Below are 20,062 nucleotides of genomic sequence, written 5' to 3' on the forward strand. Positions count from 1 at the left end.
AGAGGCTGCAAGAATGGGTAAATACGGAAAAATCGCGCAGCTGCACAGCCTGATGGCGGAAAAGAAAATCAGCTGCACGGAACTGACAAAACAATATCTGGACGCAATTGAAAGAGACAATGCGTCCTTAAACGCTTATGTAAAAATTACCCCCGAAGCGGCGCTTGAAACCGCCGCGCGTGTCGATGCGAAAATCGCCGCCGGGGAATCCATCGGTCTGCTTGAAGGCATTCCGATGACGCTAAAAGACAACATCTCGACAAAAGACATCGAAACGACCTGTTGCTCGAAGATTCTGAAGGGTTATGTGCCGATTTACGATGCAACCGTCTGGAGTCTTCTGAAGAAACAGAACGCTGTGCTGCTCGGCAAAACAAACATGGACGAATTCGCGATGGGTTCTTCCTGTGAAACGTCTTGCTTCGGCGGGGCTAAAAACCCGCATGATACCACCCGCGTGGCGGGCGGCAGCAGCGGCGGCGTGGCTTCCGCGGTAGGCGCGAATCTTGCTGCCTTCGGACTTGGTTCCGATACCGGCGGCTCCATCCGCCAGCCCGCGAGCTTCTGCGGCATTGTCGGCTTAAAACCGACTTACGGTGCCGTTTCACGCTACGGGCTGATTGCCTACGCTTCGAGCTTTGACCAAATTGGGCCGATTACGCTGAGTGTGGAAGACGCCGCTCTTGTTTACGACGCAATTTCCGCGCAGGACCCGATGGACTCCACCAGCAGTGGACAGAAAGAACCGACGGTTTCTTCCCTTGGAAAGGATATCCGCGGCAAAAAAATCGGCATCGTGAAAGAATACTTTGAAGGCGTGCGCCCAGATGTAGAAAAAGCACTGCAAAATGCAGTGGAAGTGTTCCGTTCACTCGGCGCGGAATTTGTGGAACTGAGCATGCCTTCTATTCATTACTGCCTGCCAGTCTACTACATTCTCGCCTGCGCCGAAGCATCTTCCAACCTCGGCCGTTACGACGGAATCCGCTACGGTTACCAGACCGAACATTACACGGACCGCAACGACATGGTTTGCAAAACGCGCAGCGAAGGGTTCGGCAAAGAAGTCAAGCGCCGAATCCTATTGGGTACCTATGTTCTGAGCGCGGGATATTACGACGCCTACTACAAGAAGGCGCAGAATCTGCGCGGCGCGATTGTAAAGGCATTTGACCTTACTTTTGAGAAATGCGACGTCATTCTCGCGCCGACCGTGCCGATGACGGCTTTCCCCGAGCACTATGCCGCGAAAGACCCGGTTGAAACGTATCAAACCGACATCTGCACCGTTCCGGCCAACATCGCCGGCCTGCCGGGAATCAGCGTTCCGTGCGGTTTCGGCGACGACGGAATGCCCGTAGGCATGCAGCTGCTCGGCCCGAAATTCTCGGAAGCGACCCTGCTGAACGTCGCTGCGCAATATGAACAGGCGGCAAGAGAAACTGTCTTCCGTCCTGTGGAAATGGGGGTTTCGCTGTGAAGAACTGGGAACTTGTGTGCGGCCTTGAAACACACGTGGAGCTTGCCACGAAAACTAAGATATTCTGCTCCTGCACAACAGAGTTCGGCGGCGAACCGAACACCCACTGCTGCCCCATCTGCATCGGCCTGCCCGGCACCCTGCCGAAGCTCAATAAGGCTGTGGTGGAATATGCCGTCATGGCGGGGCTTGCAACGCACTGCGAAATCAACCCCGACGCAAAGATGGACCGCAAAAACTACGTTTACCCGGACTTGCCGAAGGCGTACCAGATTTCCGAATATGACCAGCCGCTTTGCCGAAACGGCTATGTTGAGCTTTCAAACGGAAGAAAAATCCGTCTTGCCCGCATCCACATTGAAGAAGATGCGGGAAAGCTCGTCCATGAGCGCGGCAACACGCTGGTCGATTATAATCGCGGCGGCGTGCCGCTGATTGAAATTGTCTCGGAACCGGATATCCGCAGCATCGACGAGGCTGTGGAATACCTCGAAAAGCTCCAGACCATCATGCGCTACATCGGCGTTTCGGACTGCAAAATGCAGGAAGGCTCCCTTCGCTGCGACGTCAACATCTCCGTTCGCCCCGCTGGTTCCGACAAATTCGGCACCCGCACGGAAATCAAGAACATGAACTCCTTCTCCCACATGATTAAGGCCATGGAATACGAGATGGAGCGCCAGATTGACCTGCTCGAAAGCGGCGAAGAAGTCGTTCAGGAAACCCGCCGCTACGATGAGAGCACAGGCTGCACCGAAGAAATGCGCGGCAAGGAAGACGCGAATGACTACCGCTATTTCCGTGAACCGGACCTTGTAGCGATTCGCGTCACTCCGGAAATGCTCGAAGAAATAAAGGCCCGCATGCCGGAAGACCTCCAGGTGCGTTATAATCGCTTTGTAAAGGATTACGGCTTGCCAGAAGCGGACGCCAAACTGATTCTTGAGCACCGCCGAATTGCCGACTATTTTGAAAAGGCTGCTGCCGGCATCAAGAATCCGCGCACCGTTGCCAACTGCATCACCGGTCCGATTTTTGCCCGCTTGGCTACGGAGGCAGAAAAAGCGGATTTCAACGTTCCCGTTTCCGCAGAGAACCTAAACGCGCTTGTAAAGCTGCTCGACGAGGGCAAGATTCGCATGAATCTTCTCAAATCCACCCTCGAAAAAATGCTCGACACCGGCAAGCCCGCCTCGGAATTCCTGAGTGAAAAGGACCTCGCCGGCATTTCCCCGGACGAACTGCGGAAGATTTGCGAGCAGGCTGCCGCCGATAACCCCAACGCCGTAAAAGACTATCGCGCCGGCAAGGAGAAAGCGCTGAAAGCCGTGCTCGGCGCCGTAATGAAGGCGACGCGCGGCCGCGCGAACCCGCAGGAAGCAGAAAAGATTCTGGCCGAGATTATGTCAAACTAGAGGAAAGGCTGAAGAACTTCAAAGGAATTTCAGCACTTGACACAGTGTAATGGAGGAAAATCAATGACACCGGAAAAACGCAGGTCCGCACGCATAAGACTGATTGTTCTCGGCGTGCTTTCACTGCTTCTCGGCGTAAACCAGATTGTGATTTACTGTTACGCCAATGCACACATAAAAGAAATCCTGCGTGAAGGTTCCTCAAAAATGCTCGGCATTTTCCCCGTAAGGATAAGTGCCTCCTATGCGAACCCGAACCTGACCGTTGCCGTAGTCGCTCTCATTCTTTCTGCGGTTTGTTTTTTCACCGTTCACCGCAAGCTGAAAAAGTAGCTTGAATCATATACGAAAAAGGCCTCGGAAGCCAATGCTTTCGAGGCCTTTTTCGTTGGTAAATCAACGATAACCGTCAGTTCCCCTGAATGTGCATATCCCCTGCAAAATCATCCCATAACAACTTTTACAATATGTTTATTATTATCAGAAAATACAGGTAGGATATTTCCTTTTATAGTTTTTCCGTCAACCGCCACAGATTTTACACCGCACTGCACGCCTGCCGAGTTGTCAACCTCAATGACGTAATCGGCTCCGCGGAAGCGGCGCTCCACGGTAAAGTTCTTCATTGCGGACGGAATGCATGGGTTCACTTCAAGGCCGTCAAACTGCGGACGGATGCCGAGAATGTACTGGGAAATATCGTAGAACGACCACGCAGCCGTGCCGGTGAGCCACGAATTTTTTGCCTCACCGAAATGCACGGAATCCGGTCCCGCAATCATCTGTGAGTAGACGTAAGGCTCGGTGCGATGAATATCGCTGACCTCTTCCAGATAAGCCGGGCAGGTCTTGCGGTACACTTCAAAAGCTCTGTCGCCGTGGCCGAGTACGGTTTCCGCTATGGAAATCCACGGGTTATTGTGGCAGAAGATTCCGCCGTTTTCCTTATACCCGGGCGGATAGGAGGAAATCTCGCCGAGGTTGAGGCGGTAAGACGTGTAAGACGGCCAGTTCAGCACGATGCCGTATTTGGAGTCCATGAGTTTATGAACCGACTCCAGCGCACGGGCGGCTTTTCCGTCCTCTTTGCCGATGCCGGCCATCACGCAGAAGCCCTGCGGTTCGATAAAGATTTTCCCTTCGTCGCACTCATTGGAACCGACTTTCTCACCGTGCGCGTCATAGGCGCGGAGGAACCAGTCGCCGTCCCAACCGTATTTTTCAACGGTTTCCTTCATGCGCTGAACTTCCGCTTCGGCTTTCTCGGCATCGCTGTTTCTACCCTTTCTGCGGCAGATTTCCGCATAAGCCGGTCCGATGAACACGAACATTCCGGCGATGAAAACTGACTCCGCAACCCTGCTCTCGATATTGGTGCAGGTTTGGAAGGATTCACCCGGAACGGTGGAGTAGCAGTTCAGGTTCAGGCAGTCGTTCCAGTCCGCGCGCCCGATGAGAGGCAGGCCGTGCGGCCCGAGATTATTGAGAACATGCTCAAACGAACATTTCAGGTGATCCATCAGCGGAGCCGCAGGTACATTTCCGTTGTCAAACGGAACCGGCTCGTCGAGAATCGACCAGTCTCCCGTTTCACGCAGGTAGGCATTCACGGCGAAAATAAGCCACAGCGGGTCGTCGTTGAATCCGCTACCGATGTCAAGGTTGCCGCGCTTTGTTAGAGGCTGATACTGGTGGTAGGCGCTGCCGTCCGGCATCTGCGTCGCGGCGATGTCGAGGATTCGCTCCCTCGACCGTGCCGGAATCAAGTGCACAAAGCCGAGCAAATCCTGTGTGGAGTCACGGAATCCCATTCCGCGCCCGATTCCCGATTCAAAGAACGAAGCGGAGCGTGACATATTGAACGTAACCATGCACTGGTACTGATTCCAAATGTTCACCATGCGGTTCAGTCTTTCGTCGCCGCTCTTGAGGTGGAATTTGGAAAGGAGGTCCTCCCAGTGCTTTTTGAGCTGTTCAAACGCACTGTCAAACTGTTCGTCCGTCTGGAAACGGCTCAGCAGGCGGTTTGCAGGCTCTTTGTTGATGACGTTCGGTGCTTCCCATTTTTTATCGTTCGGGTTTTCGCAGTAACCAAGCACGAATATGTAGCTCTTTGTTTCGCCGGGGTCCAGTTCAACCTCAATGTAATGCGATCCGATCGGTGACCAGCCGCTCGCCATCGAATTGCGGGGTTTGCCCTCAAAGACCGCCTGCGGGTGGTCAAAGCCGTTGTAAAGCCCCATGAAGGATTCGCGGTCTGTGTCAAATCCGTCAATCTTTGCGTTGACGCTGAAAACAGCAAAGTGATTTCTGCGTTCACGGTATTCGGTTTTATGGTAGATGGTGCTTCCGACAACCTCTACTTCGCCTGTGCTGTAATTGCGCTGGAAGTTCGTCATATCGTCCAGCGCGTTCCACAGGCAGAACTCGACGAATGAGAAAAGCTTTAATTTCTTTTTCTTACCCGAATTGTTTTTCAGCTGAATCCGATGCAGTTCGCAGTCCGCTCCCAGCGGCACAAGCGAGGTCTGAACTGCCCTCACTTCGTTCTTTTCCGATGTGATGATTGTATAGCCAAGGCCATGACGGCACTCATAATGGTCAAGTTTCGTCTTGACCGGTGCCCATCCTGTATTCCATACAGCCGAACCGTCGGAAAGATAGAAGTAACGCCCGCCACCATCAATCGGCACGTTATTATAGCGATAGCGAGTCAGGCGCATCAGCCGTGCGTCGCGATAGAAGCAGTAGCCGCCCGAAGTGTTCGATATCAAACCAAAAAAATTCTCGCATCCCAAGTAGTTGATCCAAGGGTAGGGCGTGTCGGGCCGTGTAATCACATACTCTTTCCGTTCGTCGTCAAAATGCCCATACTTCATAAAATTGACTCCTTCACTTTTATATGTGCATGTGGAAATATTATCGAAATCGTTTTCAAATAAAATCGCTATGCATTAGTGTAAAGTGAAATTCGTTCAAAATCAAGTATCAAATTTAGATTTGTGAATTGTTACAGCAATATTTGCCTTATTTCGTGCACTAATTAGTACTATTTTCTTTTTTACGGAGTTGAGTTTCTGTTTTACTACAAATTCAAGAAATATCACCTGATCAATTAATTTTCTAAAATGTTTTCGTCTTTTTTCCAAATATACACAGTATTGGGTATCTATTTTCTATGAGAAACTAGTAGTTGGGCATTTATTTTTCGTTAGTTCATATATTCAATCAAGTATTTTTAATTTTCCTATTGATTTTTTGTGAATGATGTATTATACTACAAATGCGAAAACGGTTTAGAACATTGGAGGAACAACATGGCAAACATCAAAGATATCGCTGCAAAATGTGGACTATCCGTTTCAACAATCAGCAAAGCTCTCAATGGATATACCGATATCAGCCGTGAAACCAAGCAAAAAGTTCTCAAAGCCGCCGAGGAGTGCGGTTACCTTCCGAATTCCATGGCAAGGGCTCTGAAAACAAATCGAACCTACAACATTGGCGTTCTTTTTGCTGACGAGGCGCACAGCGGTTTAAAGCAGGAATATTTCGCAGCAGTCCTTGATGCCTTCAAGGTCGAAGCAGAGAAAAATTCCTACGATATTACGTTCATCAGCCACAACATGGATATGAACGCTCGCTCAATCACGTATCTGGAGCACTGTAAATACCGCAATTTCGATGGTGTCTGCATCGCGTGCGTAGACTTTCAGAATCCGGAAGTTCTTGAACTTATCAACAGCCCAATTCCGGTTGTGACAATCGACCATGTTTTCAATGGCCACACAAGCATTAATTCTGCAAACGTTGCGGGTATGAATGAATTAGTCCGTTACATATACAGTATGGGGCATCGCAAAATCGCCTATGTCCACGGCAAAAAATCTACTGTAACCGAGCAGCGGCTCACAAGTTTCTGCCACACCATGAAAGAACTCGGATGTCCTCTTCCACCGGAATATCTTGTTCTTTCCGCTTACCACGACATTGCTTCCACCAAAGCTGCCGTCAAGAAGCTTCTGGCTCTTCCGAATCGCCCGACCTGCATCATCATGCCGGACGATTACGCGGCACTCGGAGGAATTGAAGCGATTGAAGCTGCAGGGCTCCGGATCCCCGAGGACATCTCTATTGCCGGATACGACGGCATTCCTCTTTCTCAAATGCTTCGTCCGAAGCTCACCACCATCCAGCAGGACACAGAGCGTATGGGAACCGAAGCGGCAAAGCGGCTGATTGAGCAAATTGAGAACCCGCTTACAACAATTACCGAAACCGTTACAATCGAAGGCCATCTTCTCGAAGGGCAGTCTGTGAAACGCATCTTACCAGACTGAAGACTTGATACAGAATGACACAATTCTGAGAAAAGACTCCTGTGATTGTCACGAATACACGAATAATTGAGCAAAAGGAGAGTTGCAGAATGCCAACAGACCAAGCAGCAATTGCCCAGGCAGAAAAAAGTCCCGGTGCATTGAATTCCCCAAATGTCAAAAGGCGTTCAAAATTCATCAAAGAAATGAAACGCAACGCGGCTTTTTATCTCATGCTTTTGCCGGGTGTTATCGTCCTGATCATCAACAACTACCTGCCGATGATCGGTGTGCTAATTCCTTTCAAGGAATACCGCTACGACGTAGAAAAAGGCTTTTTCGGAAGCCTCTTTTCCAGTGAAAATATTGGATGGAAAAACTTCGAGTTCTTATTCCGTTCGCCGGACGCGCTGACGGCAACCATCAATACAGTTGTCTACAACATTGTTTTTATGGCGCTTGACCTGATTGTTCCGATTACGCTCGCGATTCTGATGTCGGAAATGTGGAATCAAAAGAGAGCCAATACATATCAGACGTTGATGTTCTTCCCGTTCTTTATTTCCTGGATTGCTGTTAGTTACATTGCATACGCCTTTTTCTGCAATTCCGGCTTCTTTGACGCAAATATTCTACCGCTTTTCGGAGTGGAGAGCGTTGACTACTATACAGAGCCTTCGCACTGGCCGGCAATTATCATTTTCTTCCACTTATGGCACTACACCGGTTATAACATGATTATCTTTATCGCGTCCATCGCCGGAATCGGAAGCGAATATTACGAAGCGGCGGCTTTGGACGGAGCCACAAAGTGGCAGCAGGCACGTTACGTTACCCTGCCGATGCTGAAAACAACCGCAGTTATCTTGACACTGCTTGCAGTTGGACGCATTTTCAACGGCGACTTCGACTTGTTCTATAACGTGCCGAAAAACGTGTCTCAGCTTTACCCGACCACAAGCATCCTTGACACATTCGTCTACAATCAGCTGCAACAGATTCACGACATCGGTATGTCATCCGCAGCATGCACCTATCAGGCGGTTGTCGGCTGCGTAGTGGTGTTCCTCAGCAACTTAGCCGTCAGAAAAGTTGACCCGGATTCCGCGTTGTTCTGATTCGGCAGCAAGTACTTTACAAATTAAATTATCAATTTAGGAGGCCGGGAAATGGGTCATTCAGCAGTAAAAAAGAGATATGTATTTAACCGAGTTTCGGCGACTTCAAATGCACTGATCAATTTATTGTTCATCATAATCTGCGTTCTCTTTATCGCCCCGATGGTTCTTGTTGTAATGGTTTCCTTCACTTCGGAAAAGGCGTTGTTGGCGAATGGTTATCAGTTTTGGCCGGCACAATTCAGTACGGAATCCTATCAGTACGTTTTTAAAGCCTGGAAAGATATCCTTCGCTGTTACGGCAATTCCATCCTTGTTACTACCGTTGGTTCCTTTGCGGCCACAGCGGTAATCACCTTGTACGCCTACCCTCTTTCCCGAAGTAACTTTAGACACAAAAACGGTTTTGCGTTTTTCGCATTCTTTACCACAATCTTCGGCGGCGGACTTGTTCCATGGGTATTTATTTACGCGCAGTTCCTGAAGATTAGCGATACGCTGCTTGTTCTGATTATCCCCTATCTTGTAAACGCTTGGTGGATCATCATCATGCGTACCTTTATGAAGCAGTCCATCCCGGAAGAATTAATTGAAGCTGCAAGAATTGACGGTGCCGGTGAGTTCCGCACCTTCTTCAGCATTGCGCTTCCGCTTTGCAAAGCAGGTCTCGCAACGATTTTCCTATTCTGTATGGTAAAGTTTTGGAACGATTACTATCTCTCTTTGATTTTCATTAACAACCATCATTTGTACACAATTCAGTACTATATGTATTCCTTGCTTAACGGCATTGACCAGATTCTTTCCAACACCAATGTTCCTCCGGAGGCAAGGCGCAATCTGCCGAGTGAAGGTTGCCGAATGGCACTTGCCGTCATTGGCGTGGGACCTGTGGTGTTTACCTACCCGTTCTTCCGCAAATTCTTTGTAAAAGGCTTAATTATCGGCGCTGTAAAAGGCTAACCCCGAGAAATCGGTTAGTAAAAAAGTTTTTGAGGAGGCAAAATTTATGCACAGTGGTAAAAAAATTCTGAGTCTTGCACTGGCACTGGCTACGGTTCTCCCGCTGTCCCTTGCAGGATGCCAGAAGCAGACCGAGACGACATCGTCAGCAGGAGGTGAAACATCTTCTGCAGCAGCTGAGTCCTCTGCCGCTCCAAAGGAAACGGTTACCCTGAAGATTATGACGGGCGATAAAACCATTCAGGGTCTTGACCGCGTCCAGAAGGCTGTCAACGACTACCTAAAGGAGCAAAACACCGGTCTTCAAATCTCCTGGGAAACTTACAGCTGGGATGATTTGAAGACAAAGTCCGCAACAATGCTTTCGACCGGCCAGGAATTGGATATCGTCAACACGGCAAACTGGATTGATCCTGGCTACATTGCGCACTGCACAAAGGGTGAATTCACCGACATCACCAAGTATGTCGAAGATCCCAAGTACAAGGATGTTATCGACATTATCGGCAAAGACTTCCTTGACGGCACAAAAGTAAACGGCAAGTATTACGGCATGCCGACCAACAAGGAAAAGGCTCACAACTGGGGTTTCCTCGTCCAGACCAAAGAGATGGAGAAACTGGGCATTGACCCGAAGTCCATCAAGAGTTTGGAAGACATGGAGAAGTATTTCGATCAGGCAAAGAAGGACGGATATATTCCTCTCTGCTGCCAGGGCATGGATCACCCGTTCAAACTGCTTGACTGGGATACGATCGATGCCGATTCTGCCCCGTTTGCATTTGACCCGAATGACGAAAAGACCGTCGTCAACCAGTTCACCGCAGATAAGAGCATTGAACTGTATAAGAAGATGAAGGTCTATCACGACAAAGGTTACTTCAGCAAAGACGTTCTGACCGTCAAAGGCCAAGAAGAAGAAATGAAGACCGGTAAATACTTCTGCGGTACATGGTCTCTGATGCCTGGTAAAGCTGTTACAGAGTCTGCTTCTCTGGGCCTTGACCTGACTCAGATTGACATTACTCCGGTTGAAAAGACAAACCGTGAGACTACGGGCGCCATGCTCGCAATTCCGGCATCCTCCAAGCATCCGGATGAAGCATTCCAGTTTATCGCCATGCTTTACACAGACGAGAAACTGATCAACATGATGACCTTCGGTATTGAAGGGCAAGACTACGTAGTTAAGTCCAATGAGAACGGCAAGAAGATCATCACCCTGAAGAAGGATTCTGACTTCCAGTCTGCCGGTGGCTGGATCATGGGCAACGAGTTTATCAACTACCTCATGGATACTCAGTCCCCGACTCTCTATGATGAAATCAAAGCCTACAACGACAGCGCTAAAGTTCTTGATGACCTTGGCTTTGTCTATGACAACTCCAAGATGAAGACTCAATACTCAAACTGCCAGGGTGTTGTCAACAAGTATTATCCGCAGCTGTTCTACGGAACTGCCAAGGATGTTGACGCTACAGTGGCAAAGATGAAACAAGAGTTTAAGCAGTGCGGTATCGATGAACTGATTGCTGATGTCCAGGCTCAGTATGACGCATGGAGAAAAGCAAACGGCAAATCCTAAATAACCACAAATAGCCGAAAAGAGGCGCCCCGTACGGTAAAGTACGGGGCGCTTTTTATTATTTTACTTCAGTGCCAGATTTATTTCATGCTGTCTTCGTAGCTTTGAATCATTTTCTTGACCATCTGGCCACCGATAGAACCTGCCTGCTTAGAGGTGAGGTCACCATTGTATCCCTGCTTCAGGTTTACGCCAACTTCGGAAGCAGCCTCCATTTTGAACTTTTCAAGAGCTGCACGCGCTTCCGGAACAACATGGTTGTTTCTAGACATAAAACGAAACACTCCTTTTCAATTTCCCTTTTTGCGTTTGCTCTATTATTGTGCTTGCTTCAGATTTGATTATAAGCGGAAATTTTTTCAGATTACATAGCCTAGTTCAGCGTCCACTCCCGCAAGAAGCAGCACGGCGCTGGCAAACAAGATTTGCTGTGGCGTTCTTTGCTGACTTAGATTCACACTGAAATCGAGCGGCTCAATTAGGTTCCCCTGTAAGGTAATCAGATTTCTTTGAAGGCTGACACACGCGCTGGAGGAATCAATGCCCGCAAGACTCAGCGTGTCCGTCATTCCAGTTCCGCATGTTACAACGGCTGCCTTGCTTCTGCAAAGCATCTGCGCCGCCTGCTTGTTGCCGGAACCGATTACGCAAACAAAATCGTCAGGCACCTGTGCGAAAGCAGTTGCGCTCAGCTTGTCCTTCAAAACAAGAATCCCGCGCGGCAAGGTGATTTTCGGAACTTCCACGCTCTCCAATAAACAAAAATGACCGTTTTCGCCGTACTGCTCCGCAACACCTGAACGGAAGTAACATACCCCTCCGTAGGTTGCCAGCGCAGGGATCAACGCATCCGTAATTGATGTATCCGTGGGATCACCGCAAAGCAGAACATTTGTCACTGAAAATCACAAACTTTCTCAAAAGGAAGTGCCGTGCCGGATTCGCACGGCACTTATTTGTCTCGAAAGCCTTATTTCATGCCGTTTTCGTACTGCTCAATCATCTTTTTAACCATCTGACCGCCGATAGAACCAGCCTGTTTCGCGGTAAGGTCGCCGTTGTAACCTTGCTTCAGGTTAACGCCAACTTCAGATGCAGCTTCCATCTTAAACTTATCGAGTGCCGCGCGAGCTTCCGGCACTACATGCTGATTACTTGCCATAAATTTATACACACTCCTTATACCGTATAACACTAAATTAGCGTCTGCGATAATAGATTGCGCTCATATTTTCGGAATATTAGTGCATAAATTTTCCAAATAGATTCTTTTTATGGAAACGCCGCACAGCAGGCTCATGGCTCGCTGTGCGGCAGTTTTCTCATACTCAAAGATGAATCAAGCACTTTTTTGTCAATGAAGTAATTTTATGATTAGGCGATTGGAACTTGTAATTTACTCTGCCGATGAACTCTTTTGGGCTGCTGATTGATTTGGAATCTGCTTGCCCGCGTTGTCGATCGTGTAGTTGTCTTTGTAGATAAGCTCGGAAATCCTTACAAATTGATAGCCCTGCGATTGCAGTGTCTGAAGGATGGTCGGCAAGGCCTGCGGTGTATTCTTTGCCCCATTGTGCATCAGAATGATGGAACCGGGCTTCACCTTAGAAATCACGCGAGATGAGATCTGCTGCGGCGTTGGATCTTTCCAATCGAGGGAATCATCGTTAGATATATAAATAATATAATATTTATATAATATTTCGTTTCTATAATATTTCGTTATAATAATTTCGTTAATCTCCCGCAGTGTTTTCTACATTATACCACTGAATTCTATAGATTGGAACAAAAAGACGTCTCCCCACGCAAGCCTTTCATGGATTAAAAGAAGCCATAGGGACTGTGTTGACGATATCAATTCCAGAGTTTATAATTTATTAGTTGAAATTGATTGTTTCAAGGTGAGAATATGACGGTGTCAGAGCAGATTAAGGTTCTGTGTGTACGTTCCAACATCAGCGTTGCTGAGTTGGCAAGGCGTGTAGGCACCACGCCTCAAAATCTAAATGCTCGGATGAAACGAGAGAGCTTTACAATTTCGGAATTGGAAACAATCGCTGAGGCGGTCGGATGTAAATTCGAACGTTATTTTGTCTTGCAGGATGGAGAGAAAATTTGATGGGAGACTACAACGTGAAACGCGATTCAGAAAATAGAGATGTAATCTCTCTCTTTTCGGGAGCAATGGGATTAGATATTGGGCTAATGCAAGCAGGTTTAAATATCAAAATTGGACAAGATAATAACGCTGACTGCGTTGCAACGATGAAAGCTAATGGATACAAGGTTCTGTGTGGAGATATTCGAAAAATTCAGCCTGAAGAATTGTTACAACTTTCCGGCTTAACGAGAGGAGAACCATTTCTCATCTGTGGTGGTCCGCCATGCCAGCCGTTCTCCACTGCCGGCAAACGTCTCGGGATTAATGATCCACGAGGAAGCTTATTTATGGACTTTATTCGAATGATTAATTACATCCGGCCTAGGTTCTTCATCATGGAGAACGTAAAAGGCCTTATGTCTGCCCGATTAAAGAATTCTGCTGACGTTGACACAAATGGAATAGATGAGACAGCAGAGGGGCATATCGGATCTGTTCTTGAAGTGATATTGGCGGAGTTTAAAAAACTTGGCTATAAAACAGTATATGGACTTCTGGATGCCGTAAATTATGGTGTTCCTCAATTCCGTGAACGTTTTGTTTTGATAGGAAGCAGGGACAATGAAGATATTTTCTTACCTGTGCCTACACATTTCCAGCTTCATCAAAATTCTAAGTACAAATGGGTTACTTTATGGAATGCAATATCTGATTTAGAAAACAATCCCGGTGAATGTGGTTACTTTAGCGAAGACCGTTTACGTTTTCTAAAGCTTGTTCCCCAGGGCGGAAATTGGCGTAATTTGCCACCTGATCTTATTGAGAAAGCTATGGGCGGTGCTTTTCATTCCGGCGGTGGAAAAGTTGGTTTCTATCGTAGATTGTCATATGACCAACCTTCACCGACATTGGTTACTTCCCCCGTTCAGAAGGCAACTATGCTTTGTCATCCGACACAAAACCGTCCACTGAGCGTTATGGAGTATGCTCGAATTCAGCAGTTTCCTCCTAACTGGATTTTTACAGGTACGACAACAGCCAAGTATAGGCAGATTGGGAACGCAGTTCCTGTCGGATTAGCCAAGGCTTTGGGTGAAGCTATTATTTCTGTTGCTGATAATAATTTCATAATCAAAACAAAGAGAACCAGAGGTACGGACGTTCATAACAGGATAAAGTGTGCTATAGAAATGGGGTACGGTCATGCCAATAAATGAGACTTACAACACAGAGGCTATTACACAGGCGATTGCAACAGCGCTTGATGATTTCTATTCGTCATTGATTGCTAAGGTTGACTCATTAAACATCAAATCAGTGATGAAACGTAAGAATCCATACCTCTTTCGTGCAAAGTCCATGAATGGTGCTGCGCAGATTGTGGATGCCATCTTGGCGGCGTTTGTGTCTTCTTCTGAAGAAACCATCTTCGGTAATGTTTTCTTTGAGCGTATTGCAACGGTAGCAGCACAAGGGCAAAAAGCATTAGCCGAGGGTGTCGACATCATGGTAGAGCGTGAAAATACAATCTATGCAATCGCCGTTAAATCGGGAACGAGTGTATTCAATGCTGATAGCAGGAAAAAGCAAGAGCAGAACTTTATGGCTGCGAGCAAGCTTGCTCAGCAGGCAAAAAAACGTTTTGTACCTATTATTGGCTATGGCTACGGAAAGAAAAGGCCATCAACAAAAGCACGACCCAAGTTTTATCAGGAACTTGCCGGACAAGATTTTTGGACTGAACTTACCGGCGACAACCAGTTTTACATAAAGCTCATCCATATGATGGATAAGCTGCCCGAAAAATATGTTGAAGACTTTGATGCAGCCTATCAGAGGGCAGCAAATAGACTTGTTAAAGAGTTTACTGCTGAGTTTTGTTTGGAAGACGGAAATATTGATTGGGAGAAGCTCGTAAAATTCAATTCCGGTTCAGACTAAACGCAAAAAAGCACGCAGCACTAAGAAAGTCAATGTGCAATTCATACCTAAGGACGGCTGCAATGCAAAAATCCAATTTCATTTTTATCTTCACAAAGCAAAGGGACAACGGCGAAAACCGTTGTCCCCTCTGAATCATTAAGGGCCACACTTAAGGGCTGTGGCGCACCTTTCATTAATTGTTTCTTCAAACCGGCAATTTGTCATGCCGCTCGGTAGGCGTATTCACTCGAACCGGCAATTTATCACGCCGCTCGGTAGGCGTATTCGTTCGAACCGGCAATTTATTACGCCGCTCGGTAGGCGTATTCTTCGTTGGTGCTTAACACACCATTTATATTATACGCATTAGCTATTTTATGTCAATGGTTTTTAATTCAAAGGGGAAACAACAACACTGCAGTGCTATTGTTTCCCCTTAATGGCTGATTTTTCTGTTGTCCGCCAACACCCGGCACATTCGTCCGGAAAGAACACAGGTTTTTCTGTTGCCTGCCAACCACCGGCACATTCGTCCGGCAATAGTTTCGGATTTTAGGTGTCAGTCCACCGGTAGAGTCACTCTACCATTACTATTATACTCACGGGCTGTTTTAGGTCAACAACATTTGGAAACTAATTTTGACGAATTTGGGATAAACCAGAATAATTCACAAAGCAACAAGAGCGATTAAGAGGTGCTCTTAATAAGCGAGGCCCTATCCAAAGATAGGGCGGCCTCAAAATTTGAGCCTGGCAATTTGTTTGAACTCCGCATACCAGTAAGCGGAGAAACATTTGTCGAGCCGAACATTTATTTGTCGCAGCCGGTAAGCGACAGCAGATAGCCTTTGCTATCCACTAATTTTATTATAGTCAAAGACGTTTCTTATGTCAATTGTTGTAATAATTGCTATTACAGCACAGATAAAATATTTTTCCACTTATTACTCCATAATCAATTCATCCGGAATAATTTCCGGCGTCTTATTCGCCTTTTTTGTTTCCCGGTCGAGCTTCTTTTCCCTGAAGTTTTCGATGCGTTCCTTTTCAATTTCCTTTGCTCTTTTGAGCTGCGGAGTATCCTCCGTAATGAGTGACGTGAGCTCCTGATATCCGAGTAGGGTATTCAGGAGCATGATAATGATGTCACTGTTTCGGTCAGCATTATTGACACCGAGACGGATTCGTGTCAGCTTATCGTCCAACAGCTCGCCTACCCTTTTTGCAATATGCTGGATGATAATTTCGGTCGTATCAATATCATTCCGGTGGCGATGCTCGTCAATGATTTTCGTTAGTGCGGCGGTCATTGTTTGAAGATGATGTTCATCGCGATACTTTTCAAGATACGCGATTGTTGATTTATCTAAGAGGAATTCTTTTCTCTGTTTCACTGTCGTTTATCCTCCAAATATCTTAATACCCTTTCCTCGGTATGACTGTTCTGTTGAATCACTTGCAGGCATTGTTTGATTACGGTTTCATACTGACCTTGGTAACTTTTGAATTCCTCAAGTGCGGCATAATTGTTGATTAATGCGGCGAGAAACTGGTTGCGGGAGATACTCTGTTTCTTTGCAAGCTCGTCAATTTTCTTGACTGCCGCCGGGTCAACACCGCGAATTTTTACTTCCATGTTTTCATCCTGTTCCTTTCGTTTCTCATTATGAGGCCCTGCAAGGGGATTGACGGTTTTACCCCGAAAGGGGGCTGCGCTGTGGCGCGCCCTCTTAGGGGTAAAGAGCATAAGGGGATTCTGTCCCCACTTTGCGTGGGGAGTCAGGCAAAGCCTGACGAATCAATGGGTACAGAATTATTTACAATTCCGTATGTTTTAGCACATGAATTCCGTATGCATTCCGTATGCTTTTGAAGCCTTTTTTCTGTAGTTTCATCGGATAAAGTTATGAAAAAATTTCATCAGCTCTAAATGCAGCTCTGCATTTTTCCTGTATGCTAAGCTCCATGGCCATTACTGAATATGGTGTGATTCTAAGTTTTTTAGCAATGTCTTGGTACTCTACCCCGTTCAGCCAAGGTCTAAAGATTTTCTTCTCTCCATCTGATAAAATGCACTCGACTCGCTGGAATATTGATTCAACTAATATCTTATATTCGAGCGATTCCCAATCATCTGGTGCGGGGATGATTGAACCAAGTTCTTTCTCTTCATCATCTCCAAATTCTGAGAAGATAGGTTCGTTTAGGCTTGTCGTATTATGATAATATTTTTTGCTCTTTTTAACCGAATTGAACACGGCAAATTGGACGGAGCGATAAGCTAACGGGAAAAAATTGCCCTCATTGTGACGCTTTTCGTCGAAGTATTTTGCAGCCCTACAGAGACCAATCGCTGCATCGCCAAATATTTCGTCGTAGCTTACAGCAATTAAATAGGAACGTTTAATTCTCCGATATACATAGCCAATCACCTTGAAATTGTCTTCCACAAGTTTCTTTTGTGCTTTCGTAAGTTTAAAGTCTAACGTGTCTTCAACTGATGTTCTCATCTATGACTTCCTCCTTATTTCCATCTTTCCCAATGTGCCTCAATAGCTGAAAACAGTTAGGGGACAAGTCGGACAAGATATCCGACTTGTCCCTGATGATTAGTTATTTATGTTCTACGTACCAGTCATGGCAGATGACTGATGTACCAGTCATCGTAAAGATCGCCGCCAATTACGATAGGCTTCAAAGTGCTTTGCAGGCTTATCATTCCGGCAGGCGTCCAGCAATCGTACAAGTAAGTCTTTACGGTGTAATTCCCGTCCGGATACCATAGAGGAGTGTAGTGAATACGCCGCCCGTCGTGTTCTCCGGTTATAGTAATGGAATATGGATTCTCTACGAATTCCAACTTGTTTGCAGCAGTGAGTTGCAGAGTTCTATATTTGCCATCGGCAAGTTCATACCCGAATTCGGGAAAATAAGCGTTGCCGCTCTGAGGTAGCACATACGCGCTTGAATCAGGGAGAATCGCGCTGCCGTATCGGGACACTTTTGAAATGGCTGTAATGCTCAACCCATACCCAGATTTCATGTGCCAGAAGCCGTTGGACTGAAAGCTAGAGAATGCGTTAATATCGGGAACAATCTGCTGGTCTGCGGTAAGCGTCATTCCATACGTCTTTATGCTCCATGTACCATTTTCATAAACCCACTGTTGCCATACTGCATCTGGTGTCACATTGGAAGCATAGTTGCCGGTCAGCACTTCGGCGTTATCATTCGGCCTTACAAAATAGTTTGGAGCATTTTCAAACTTTGTGTTTGGCGTTTGTGAGTTGTCTGGTGCAGATACAGTAATATCTTGCTTATCAGTGTTGTTATTCATGTTTGATTCCACGACACCGGATGGAGTATCTATTGTGCAGACGAATGTGACTTTTGAAGCACCCTCTGGAATTTTAACCTTGAACCAAGTGAGGTTTTGATTACTCCGTGGTACAACCACTTTGTTCTGCTGAGTGGTAATGTTCGTTGTGACTCCATTTAAGGTGCTACTTGCCGTAAAGTGTACGGTCAGAGGTTTGTCAGGAGTATGTTCAGCATAGCTGTTGTTATGGATAAGATAACTTGCAATTATCTCCGTTCCGCTTCGATATGTTGCATTCGGCTCAACAAAAGTTGGATACACGTCGGATAAAGGATGATCTTCAAGCGTAAGGGGAATTACTTGCTCACTTTGCGATACCGAGAATGAATGTTTACTGCTGTCAAGAGCAAAGCCGGTTGGGGCTTGTACTTCTTCAATGTAGTAGTTACCGTATGTAAGGTAGGGGCTATAAATCCATTGGCCCGCATCTGAAGTAACATCTGCCACACGGGTTCCATCAGACTTAAATATCCGGTAAACAGCACCGGAAAGGTATCCGCCAGAATAGCTATCCTTCTTTACAAACTTCACGCGGCCTTTTTTGAGCGTGTTATTAAAATTAACCGTCGTCGTTTGCCCCGGTCGTACTGACACCGCTTGAGAAGATAATTGATTATACCTGGCTGGAATGCTGCTTTCTTGTACCGTATATGTTCCAACCGGAAGACCGGTTATAGTAAGCAGCCCTGAGGCATTTGTAGTGCCCTGCCTGGTTATCCCATTGCCGGAGACGGTGAACGTGATACCGGACACAATTTCATCTTCTGATTGTTTACGTATTGTTAAATTGCCAGTTGATTCTGTCTGTAAGCGCATGAATGCTGAAATAGGGTCTGGTGGATTACTTCCCGTCAATATGTTTTGAGCATCGGGTGCAGACCATATAACAATTGCTCCTTGTTTGGAATGTTGAGGAATATTTTTAGTGCAGCTAACATTTACCGGAGCCGTTTTATCGATGATGTGCTTAGTAGAGATTTTGAGTGTTTTGTTATCTATTTTGGTAAATGTTATCCCATTAGCGGAAAAAGACGTTTGTTCGAGTGTAGCGATGGAGTTTGTGTCATGTAAGGTTGTCTCGTATGCACCAGTGTTGGCGTTATATTTCAGCGTATAGGTTGGTGCGGTTTCTGCTCGGTATGAAACAAATGATGGTATTTTTCTGGCCTGTAAAAGGGAGTTATCCAGCGCTCTATATGCGTCCATATAGCTGTTTTGATATGCACTTGGGACTGACAAATTATTGATTAGTGAATGGTTCGTGCACTCGCCGGTATAGGGGTCGCGATAGCCAAGAATATATTCCCATACGACAATTTGAGTTATCGCAACGCCTTCTAGTGCGTGTTCATAGATGTTGTTATTGGGATATCCATATAGTAATGCCAGATTAATTCCATACCGCTTATCTCTTGGGATACGGTTCCAATATGTTGAATCTCCCGTGCTATATGTTGTTCCATAAGCAATAGATGCCCCCGGTTCCACACAGTATGCTGGTGTATTTAATGATTTGAACCATAACCTCGTAATATCTTCGCCAGCACGGAAAGTCATAACTTTGCCGTTGACGGGATTTGTAAAGGTGTAATTATTCTTCCACTTGAACCCATCGTAATACATAGATATTGTTCGGCTTTCCGCAGATACATTTACATGAAAAAAGCCTGCCTGCAAAGTAAGGAGCATACAAAACATACAGGCTATAGCCTTATGAAGTCTCTTTTTCAATTTACAATCTCCTTTCAGCGTAAAGAAAAGGGGCAGAATGCTGCC

General features: G+C 46.5%; 19 protein-coding genes. 10 read left to right on the forward strand and 9 right to left on the reverse strand.

The annotated features are described in order from the left end of the window. Nucleotides 1–13: 13 nt before the first annotated feature. The 3 genes from gatA (at nucleotide 14) to NOG13_RS06820 (ending at nucleotide 3,228) form a co-directional block, all read left to right on the forward strand. The gene (gene gatA, locus NOG13_RS06810) at nucleotides 14–1,480 is read left to right on the forward strand and encodes an Asp-tRNA(Asn)/Glu-tRNA(Gln) amidotransferase subunit GatA (RefSeq protein WP_283109821.1); all 1,467 of its coding nucleotides are present in this window, start codon (nucleotides 14–16) and stop codon (nucleotides 1,478–1,480) included. After that, on the forward strand, nucleotides 1,477–2,895 hold the full coding sequence (gene gatB, locus NOG13_RS06815) for an Asp-tRNA(Asn)/Glu-tRNA(Gln) amidotransferase subunit GatB (protein WP_283109822.1): 1,419 nt from the start codon (nucleotides 1,477–1,479) through the stop codon (nucleotides 2,893–2,895). Before gatA ends, gatB begins: the two co-directional genes overlap by 4 nt. A 63-nt stretch (nucleotides 2,896–2,958) precedes the next feature. After that, nucleotides 2,959–3,228 carry a hypothetical protein gene (locus tag NOG13_RS06820; RefSeq protein WP_283109823.1) on the forward strand — a complete coding sequence of 90 codons (270 nt, stop codon included), beginning with the start codon at nucleotides 2,959–2,961 and terminating at the stop codon, nucleotides 3,226–3,228. 110 nt (nucleotides 3,229–3,338) lie between these two features. On the opposite strand, the gene NOG13_RS06825 is transcribed toward NOG13_RS06820, so the two are convergent. After that, a complete protein-coding gene (locus NOG13_RS06825) occupies nucleotides 3,339–5,774 on the reverse strand; it encodes a glycoside hydrolase family 94 protein (RefSeq protein ID WP_283109824.1) in 2,436 nt (811 codons plus the stop codon). Nucleotides 5,775–6,212: 438 nt separating this feature from the next. Between NOG13_RS06825 and NOG13_RS06830 the strand changes: the two genes are divergently transcribed. The 4 genes from NOG13_RS06830 to NOG13_RS06845 all read left to right on the forward strand — a co-directional run bounded on the left by NOG13_RS06830 (nucleotide 6,213) and on the right by NOG13_RS06845 (nucleotide 10,880). Beyond that, nucleotides 6,213–7,235: a LacI family DNA-binding transcriptional regulator gene (locus NOG13_RS06830; RefSeq protein WP_283109825.1), complete on the forward strand. Its 1,023-nt coding sequence runs from the start codon at nucleotides 6,213–6,215 to the stop codon at nucleotides 7,233–7,235. Nucleotides 7,236–7,324: 89 nt separating this feature from the next. Continuing rightward, the gene (locus tag NOG13_RS06835) at nucleotides 7,325–8,332 is read left to right on the forward strand and encodes an ABC transporter permease (RefSeq protein ID WP_283109826.1); all 1,008 of its coding nucleotides are present in this window, start codon (nucleotides 7,325–7,327) and stop codon (nucleotides 8,330–8,332) included. A 51-nt stretch (nucleotides 8,333–8,383) separates the two neighbouring features. After that, nucleotides 8,384–9,295 (forward strand): carbohydrate ABC transporter permease, encoded by a 912-nt coding sequence (locus tag NOG13_RS06840; protein ID WP_283109827.1) that lies wholly within the window; start codon nucleotides 8,384–8,386, stop codon nucleotides 9,293–9,295. A gap of 46 nt (nucleotides 9,296–9,341) precedes the next feature. Further along, a complete protein-coding gene (locus NOG13_RS06845) occupies nucleotides 9,342–10,880 on the forward strand; it encodes an ABC transporter substrate-binding protein (RefSeq protein ID WP_283109828.1) in 1,539 nt (512 codons plus the stop codon). Nucleotides 10,881–10,960: 80 nt separating this feature from the next. Here the strand turns inward: NOG13_RS06845 and NOG13_RS06850 are convergent, their stop codons facing one another. The 4 genes from NOG13_RS06850 to NOG13_RS06865 all read right to left on the reverse strand — a co-directional run bounded on the left by NOG13_RS06850 (nucleotide 10,961) and on the right by NOG13_RS06865 (nucleotide 12,495). Further along, a complete protein-coding gene (locus tag NOG13_RS06850; RefSeq protein ID WP_283109829.1) occupies nucleotides 10,961–11,152 on the reverse strand; it encodes an alpha/beta-type small acid-soluble spore protein in 192 nt (63 codons plus the stop codon). A gap of 87 nt (nucleotides 11,153–11,239) precedes the next feature. Beyond that, nucleotides 11,240–11,779 (reverse strand): hypothetical protein, encoded by a 540-nt coding sequence (locus NOG13_RS06855; RefSeq protein WP_283109830.1) that lies wholly within the window; start codon nucleotides 11,777–11,779, stop codon nucleotides 11,240–11,242. A gap of 71 nt (nucleotides 11,780–11,850) precedes the next feature. Beyond that, the gene (locus tag NOG13_RS06860) at nucleotides 11,851–12,042 is read right to left on the reverse strand and encodes an alpha/beta-type small acid-soluble spore protein (protein ID WP_283109831.1); all 192 of its coding nucleotides are present in this window, start codon (nucleotides 12,040–12,042) and stop codon (nucleotides 11,851–11,853) included. A 234-nt stretch (nucleotides 12,043–12,276) separates the two neighbouring features. Then, nucleotides 12,277–12,495 (reverse strand): polysaccharide deacetylase family protein, encoded by a 219-nt coding sequence (locus tag NOG13_RS06865; protein ID WP_283109832.1) that lies wholly within the window; start codon nucleotides 12,493–12,495, stop codon nucleotides 12,277–12,279. Nucleotides 12,496–12,792: 297 nt separating this feature from the next. On the opposite strand from NOG13_RS06865, the gene NOG13_RS06870 reads away from it, so the two are divergent. From NOG13_RS06870 to NOG13_RS06880, 3 genes are read left to right on the forward strand one after another with little or no spacing between them, the layout of a single operon-like run. Next, the gene (locus NOG13_RS06870) at nucleotides 12,793–13,002 is read left to right on the forward strand and encodes a helix-turn-helix domain-containing protein (RefSeq protein WP_283109833.1); all 210 of its coding nucleotides are present in this window, start codon (nucleotides 12,793–12,795) and stop codon (nucleotides 13,000–13,002) included. Then, nucleotides 13,002–14,201 (forward strand): DNA cytosine methyltransferase, encoded by a 1,200-nt coding sequence (locus NOG13_RS06875; RefSeq protein WP_283109834.1) that lies wholly within the window; start codon nucleotides 13,002–13,004, stop codon nucleotides 14,199–14,201. Before NOG13_RS06870 ends, NOG13_RS06875 begins: the two co-directional genes overlap by 1 nt. Beyond that, on the forward strand, nucleotides 14,188–14,925 hold the full coding sequence (locus NOG13_RS06880) for a PmeII family type II restriction endonuclease (RefSeq protein ID WP_283109835.1): 738 nt from the start codon (nucleotides 14,188–14,190) through the stop codon (nucleotides 14,923–14,925). Before NOG13_RS06875 ends, NOG13_RS06880 begins: the two co-directional genes overlap by 14 nt. A gap of 926 nt (nucleotides 14,926–15,851) precedes the next feature. Here the strand turns inward: NOG13_RS06880 and NOG13_RS06885 are convergent. The 4 genes from NOG13_RS06885 to NOG13_RS06900 all read right to left on the reverse strand — a co-directional run bounded on the left by NOG13_RS06885 (nucleotide 15,852) and on the right by NOG13_RS06900 (nucleotide 20,017). Beyond that, nucleotides 15,852–16,301, reverse strand: coding sequence for a hypothetical protein (locus NOG13_RS06885; protein ID WP_283109836.1), 450 nt, complete (start codon nucleotides 16,299–16,301; stop codon nucleotides 15,852–15,854). Further along, entirely contained in the window at nucleotides 16,298–16,543 is a 246-nt protein-coding gene (locus NOG13_RS06890) for a hypothetical protein (RefSeq protein ID WP_283109837.1), read from the reverse strand. Before NOG13_RS06890 ends, NOG13_RS06885 begins: the two co-directional genes overlap by 4 nt. 268 nt (nucleotides 16,544–16,811) lie before the next feature. Further along, complete coding sequence (locus tag NOG13_RS06895) at nucleotides 16,812–17,417, reverse strand: hypothetical protein (RefSeq protein ID WP_283109838.1); 606 nt, start codon at nucleotides 17,415–17,417, stop codon at nucleotides 16,812–16,814. Between the two features lie 125 nt (nucleotides 17,418–17,542). Continuing rightward, entirely contained in the window at nucleotides 17,543–20,017 is a 2,475-nt protein-coding gene (locus NOG13_RS06900) for a DUF8195 domain-containing protein (protein ID WP_283109839.1), read from the reverse strand. Between the last annotated feature and the right edge of the window lie 45 nt (nucleotides 20,018–20,062).

Origin of the sequence: Thermocaproicibacter melissae, from assembly GCF_024498295.1 — a bacterium.
In the GTDB taxonomy this organism is placed as follows: Bacteria; Bacillota; Clostridia; order Oscillospirales; family Acutalibacteraceae; genus Thermocaproicibacter; species Thermocaproicibacter melissae.

What these genes read in the sequence shown, in the direction of transcription:
- gatA (WP_283109821.1), top strand. Translation starts at nt 14, where the DNA reads ATGGGTAAATACGGAAAAATCGCGCAGCTGCACAGCCTGATGGCGGAA.
- NOG13_RS06820 (WP_283109823.1), top strand. Translation starts at nt 2,959, where the DNA reads ATGACACCGGAAAAACGCAGGTCCGCACGCATAAGACTGATTGTTCTC.
- NOG13_RS06825 (WP_283109824.1), bottom strand. Translation starts at nt 5,774, where the DNA reads ATGAAGTATGGGCATTTTGACGACGAACGGAAAGAGTATGTGATTACA.
- NOG13_RS06830 (WP_283109825.1), top strand. Translation starts at nt 6,213, where the DNA reads ATGGCAAACATCAAAGATATCGCTGCAAAATGTGGACTATCCGTTTCA.
- NOG13_RS06835 (WP_283109826.1), top strand. Translation starts at nt 7,325, where the DNA reads ATGCCAACAGACCAAGCAGCAATTGCCCAGGCAGAAAAAAGTCCCGGT.
- NOG13_RS06840 (WP_283109827.1), top strand. Translation starts at nt 8,384, where the DNA reads ATGGGTCATTCAGCAGTAAAAAAGAGATATGTATTTAACCGAGTTTCG.
- NOG13_RS06845 (WP_283109828.1), top strand. Translation starts at nt 9,342, where the DNA reads ATGCACAGTGGTAAAAAAATTCTGAGTCTTGCACTGGCACTGGCTACG.
- NOG13_RS06850 (WP_283109829.1), bottom strand. Translation starts at nt 11,152, where the DNA reads ATGTCTAGAAACAACCATGTTGTTCCGGAAGCGCGTGCAGCTCTTGAA.
- NOG13_RS06860 (WP_283109831.1), bottom strand. Translation starts at nt 12,042, where the DNA reads ATGGCAAGTAATCAGCATGTAGTGCCGGAAGCTCGCGCGGCACTCGAT.
- NOG13_RS06870 (WP_283109833.1), top strand. Translation starts at nt 12,793, where the DNA reads ATGACGGTGTCAGAGCAGATTAAGGTTCTGTGTGTACGTTCCAACATC.
- NOG13_RS06875 (WP_283109834.1), top strand. Translation starts at nt 13,002, where the DNA reads ATGGGAGACTACAACGTGAAACGCGATTCAGAAAATAGAGATGTAATC.
- NOG13_RS06880 (WP_283109835.1), top strand. Translation starts at nt 14,188, where the DNA reads ATGCCAATAAATGAGACTTACAACACAGAGGCTATTACACAGGCGATT.
- NOG13_RS06890 (WP_283109837.1), bottom strand. Translation starts at nt 16,543, where the DNA reads ATGGAAGTAAAAATTCGCGGTGTTGACCCGGCGGCAGTCAAGAAAATT.
- NOG13_RS06895 (WP_283109838.1), bottom strand. Translation starts at nt 17,417, where the DNA reads ATGAGAACATCAGTTGAAGACACGTTAGACTTTAAACTTACGAAAGCA.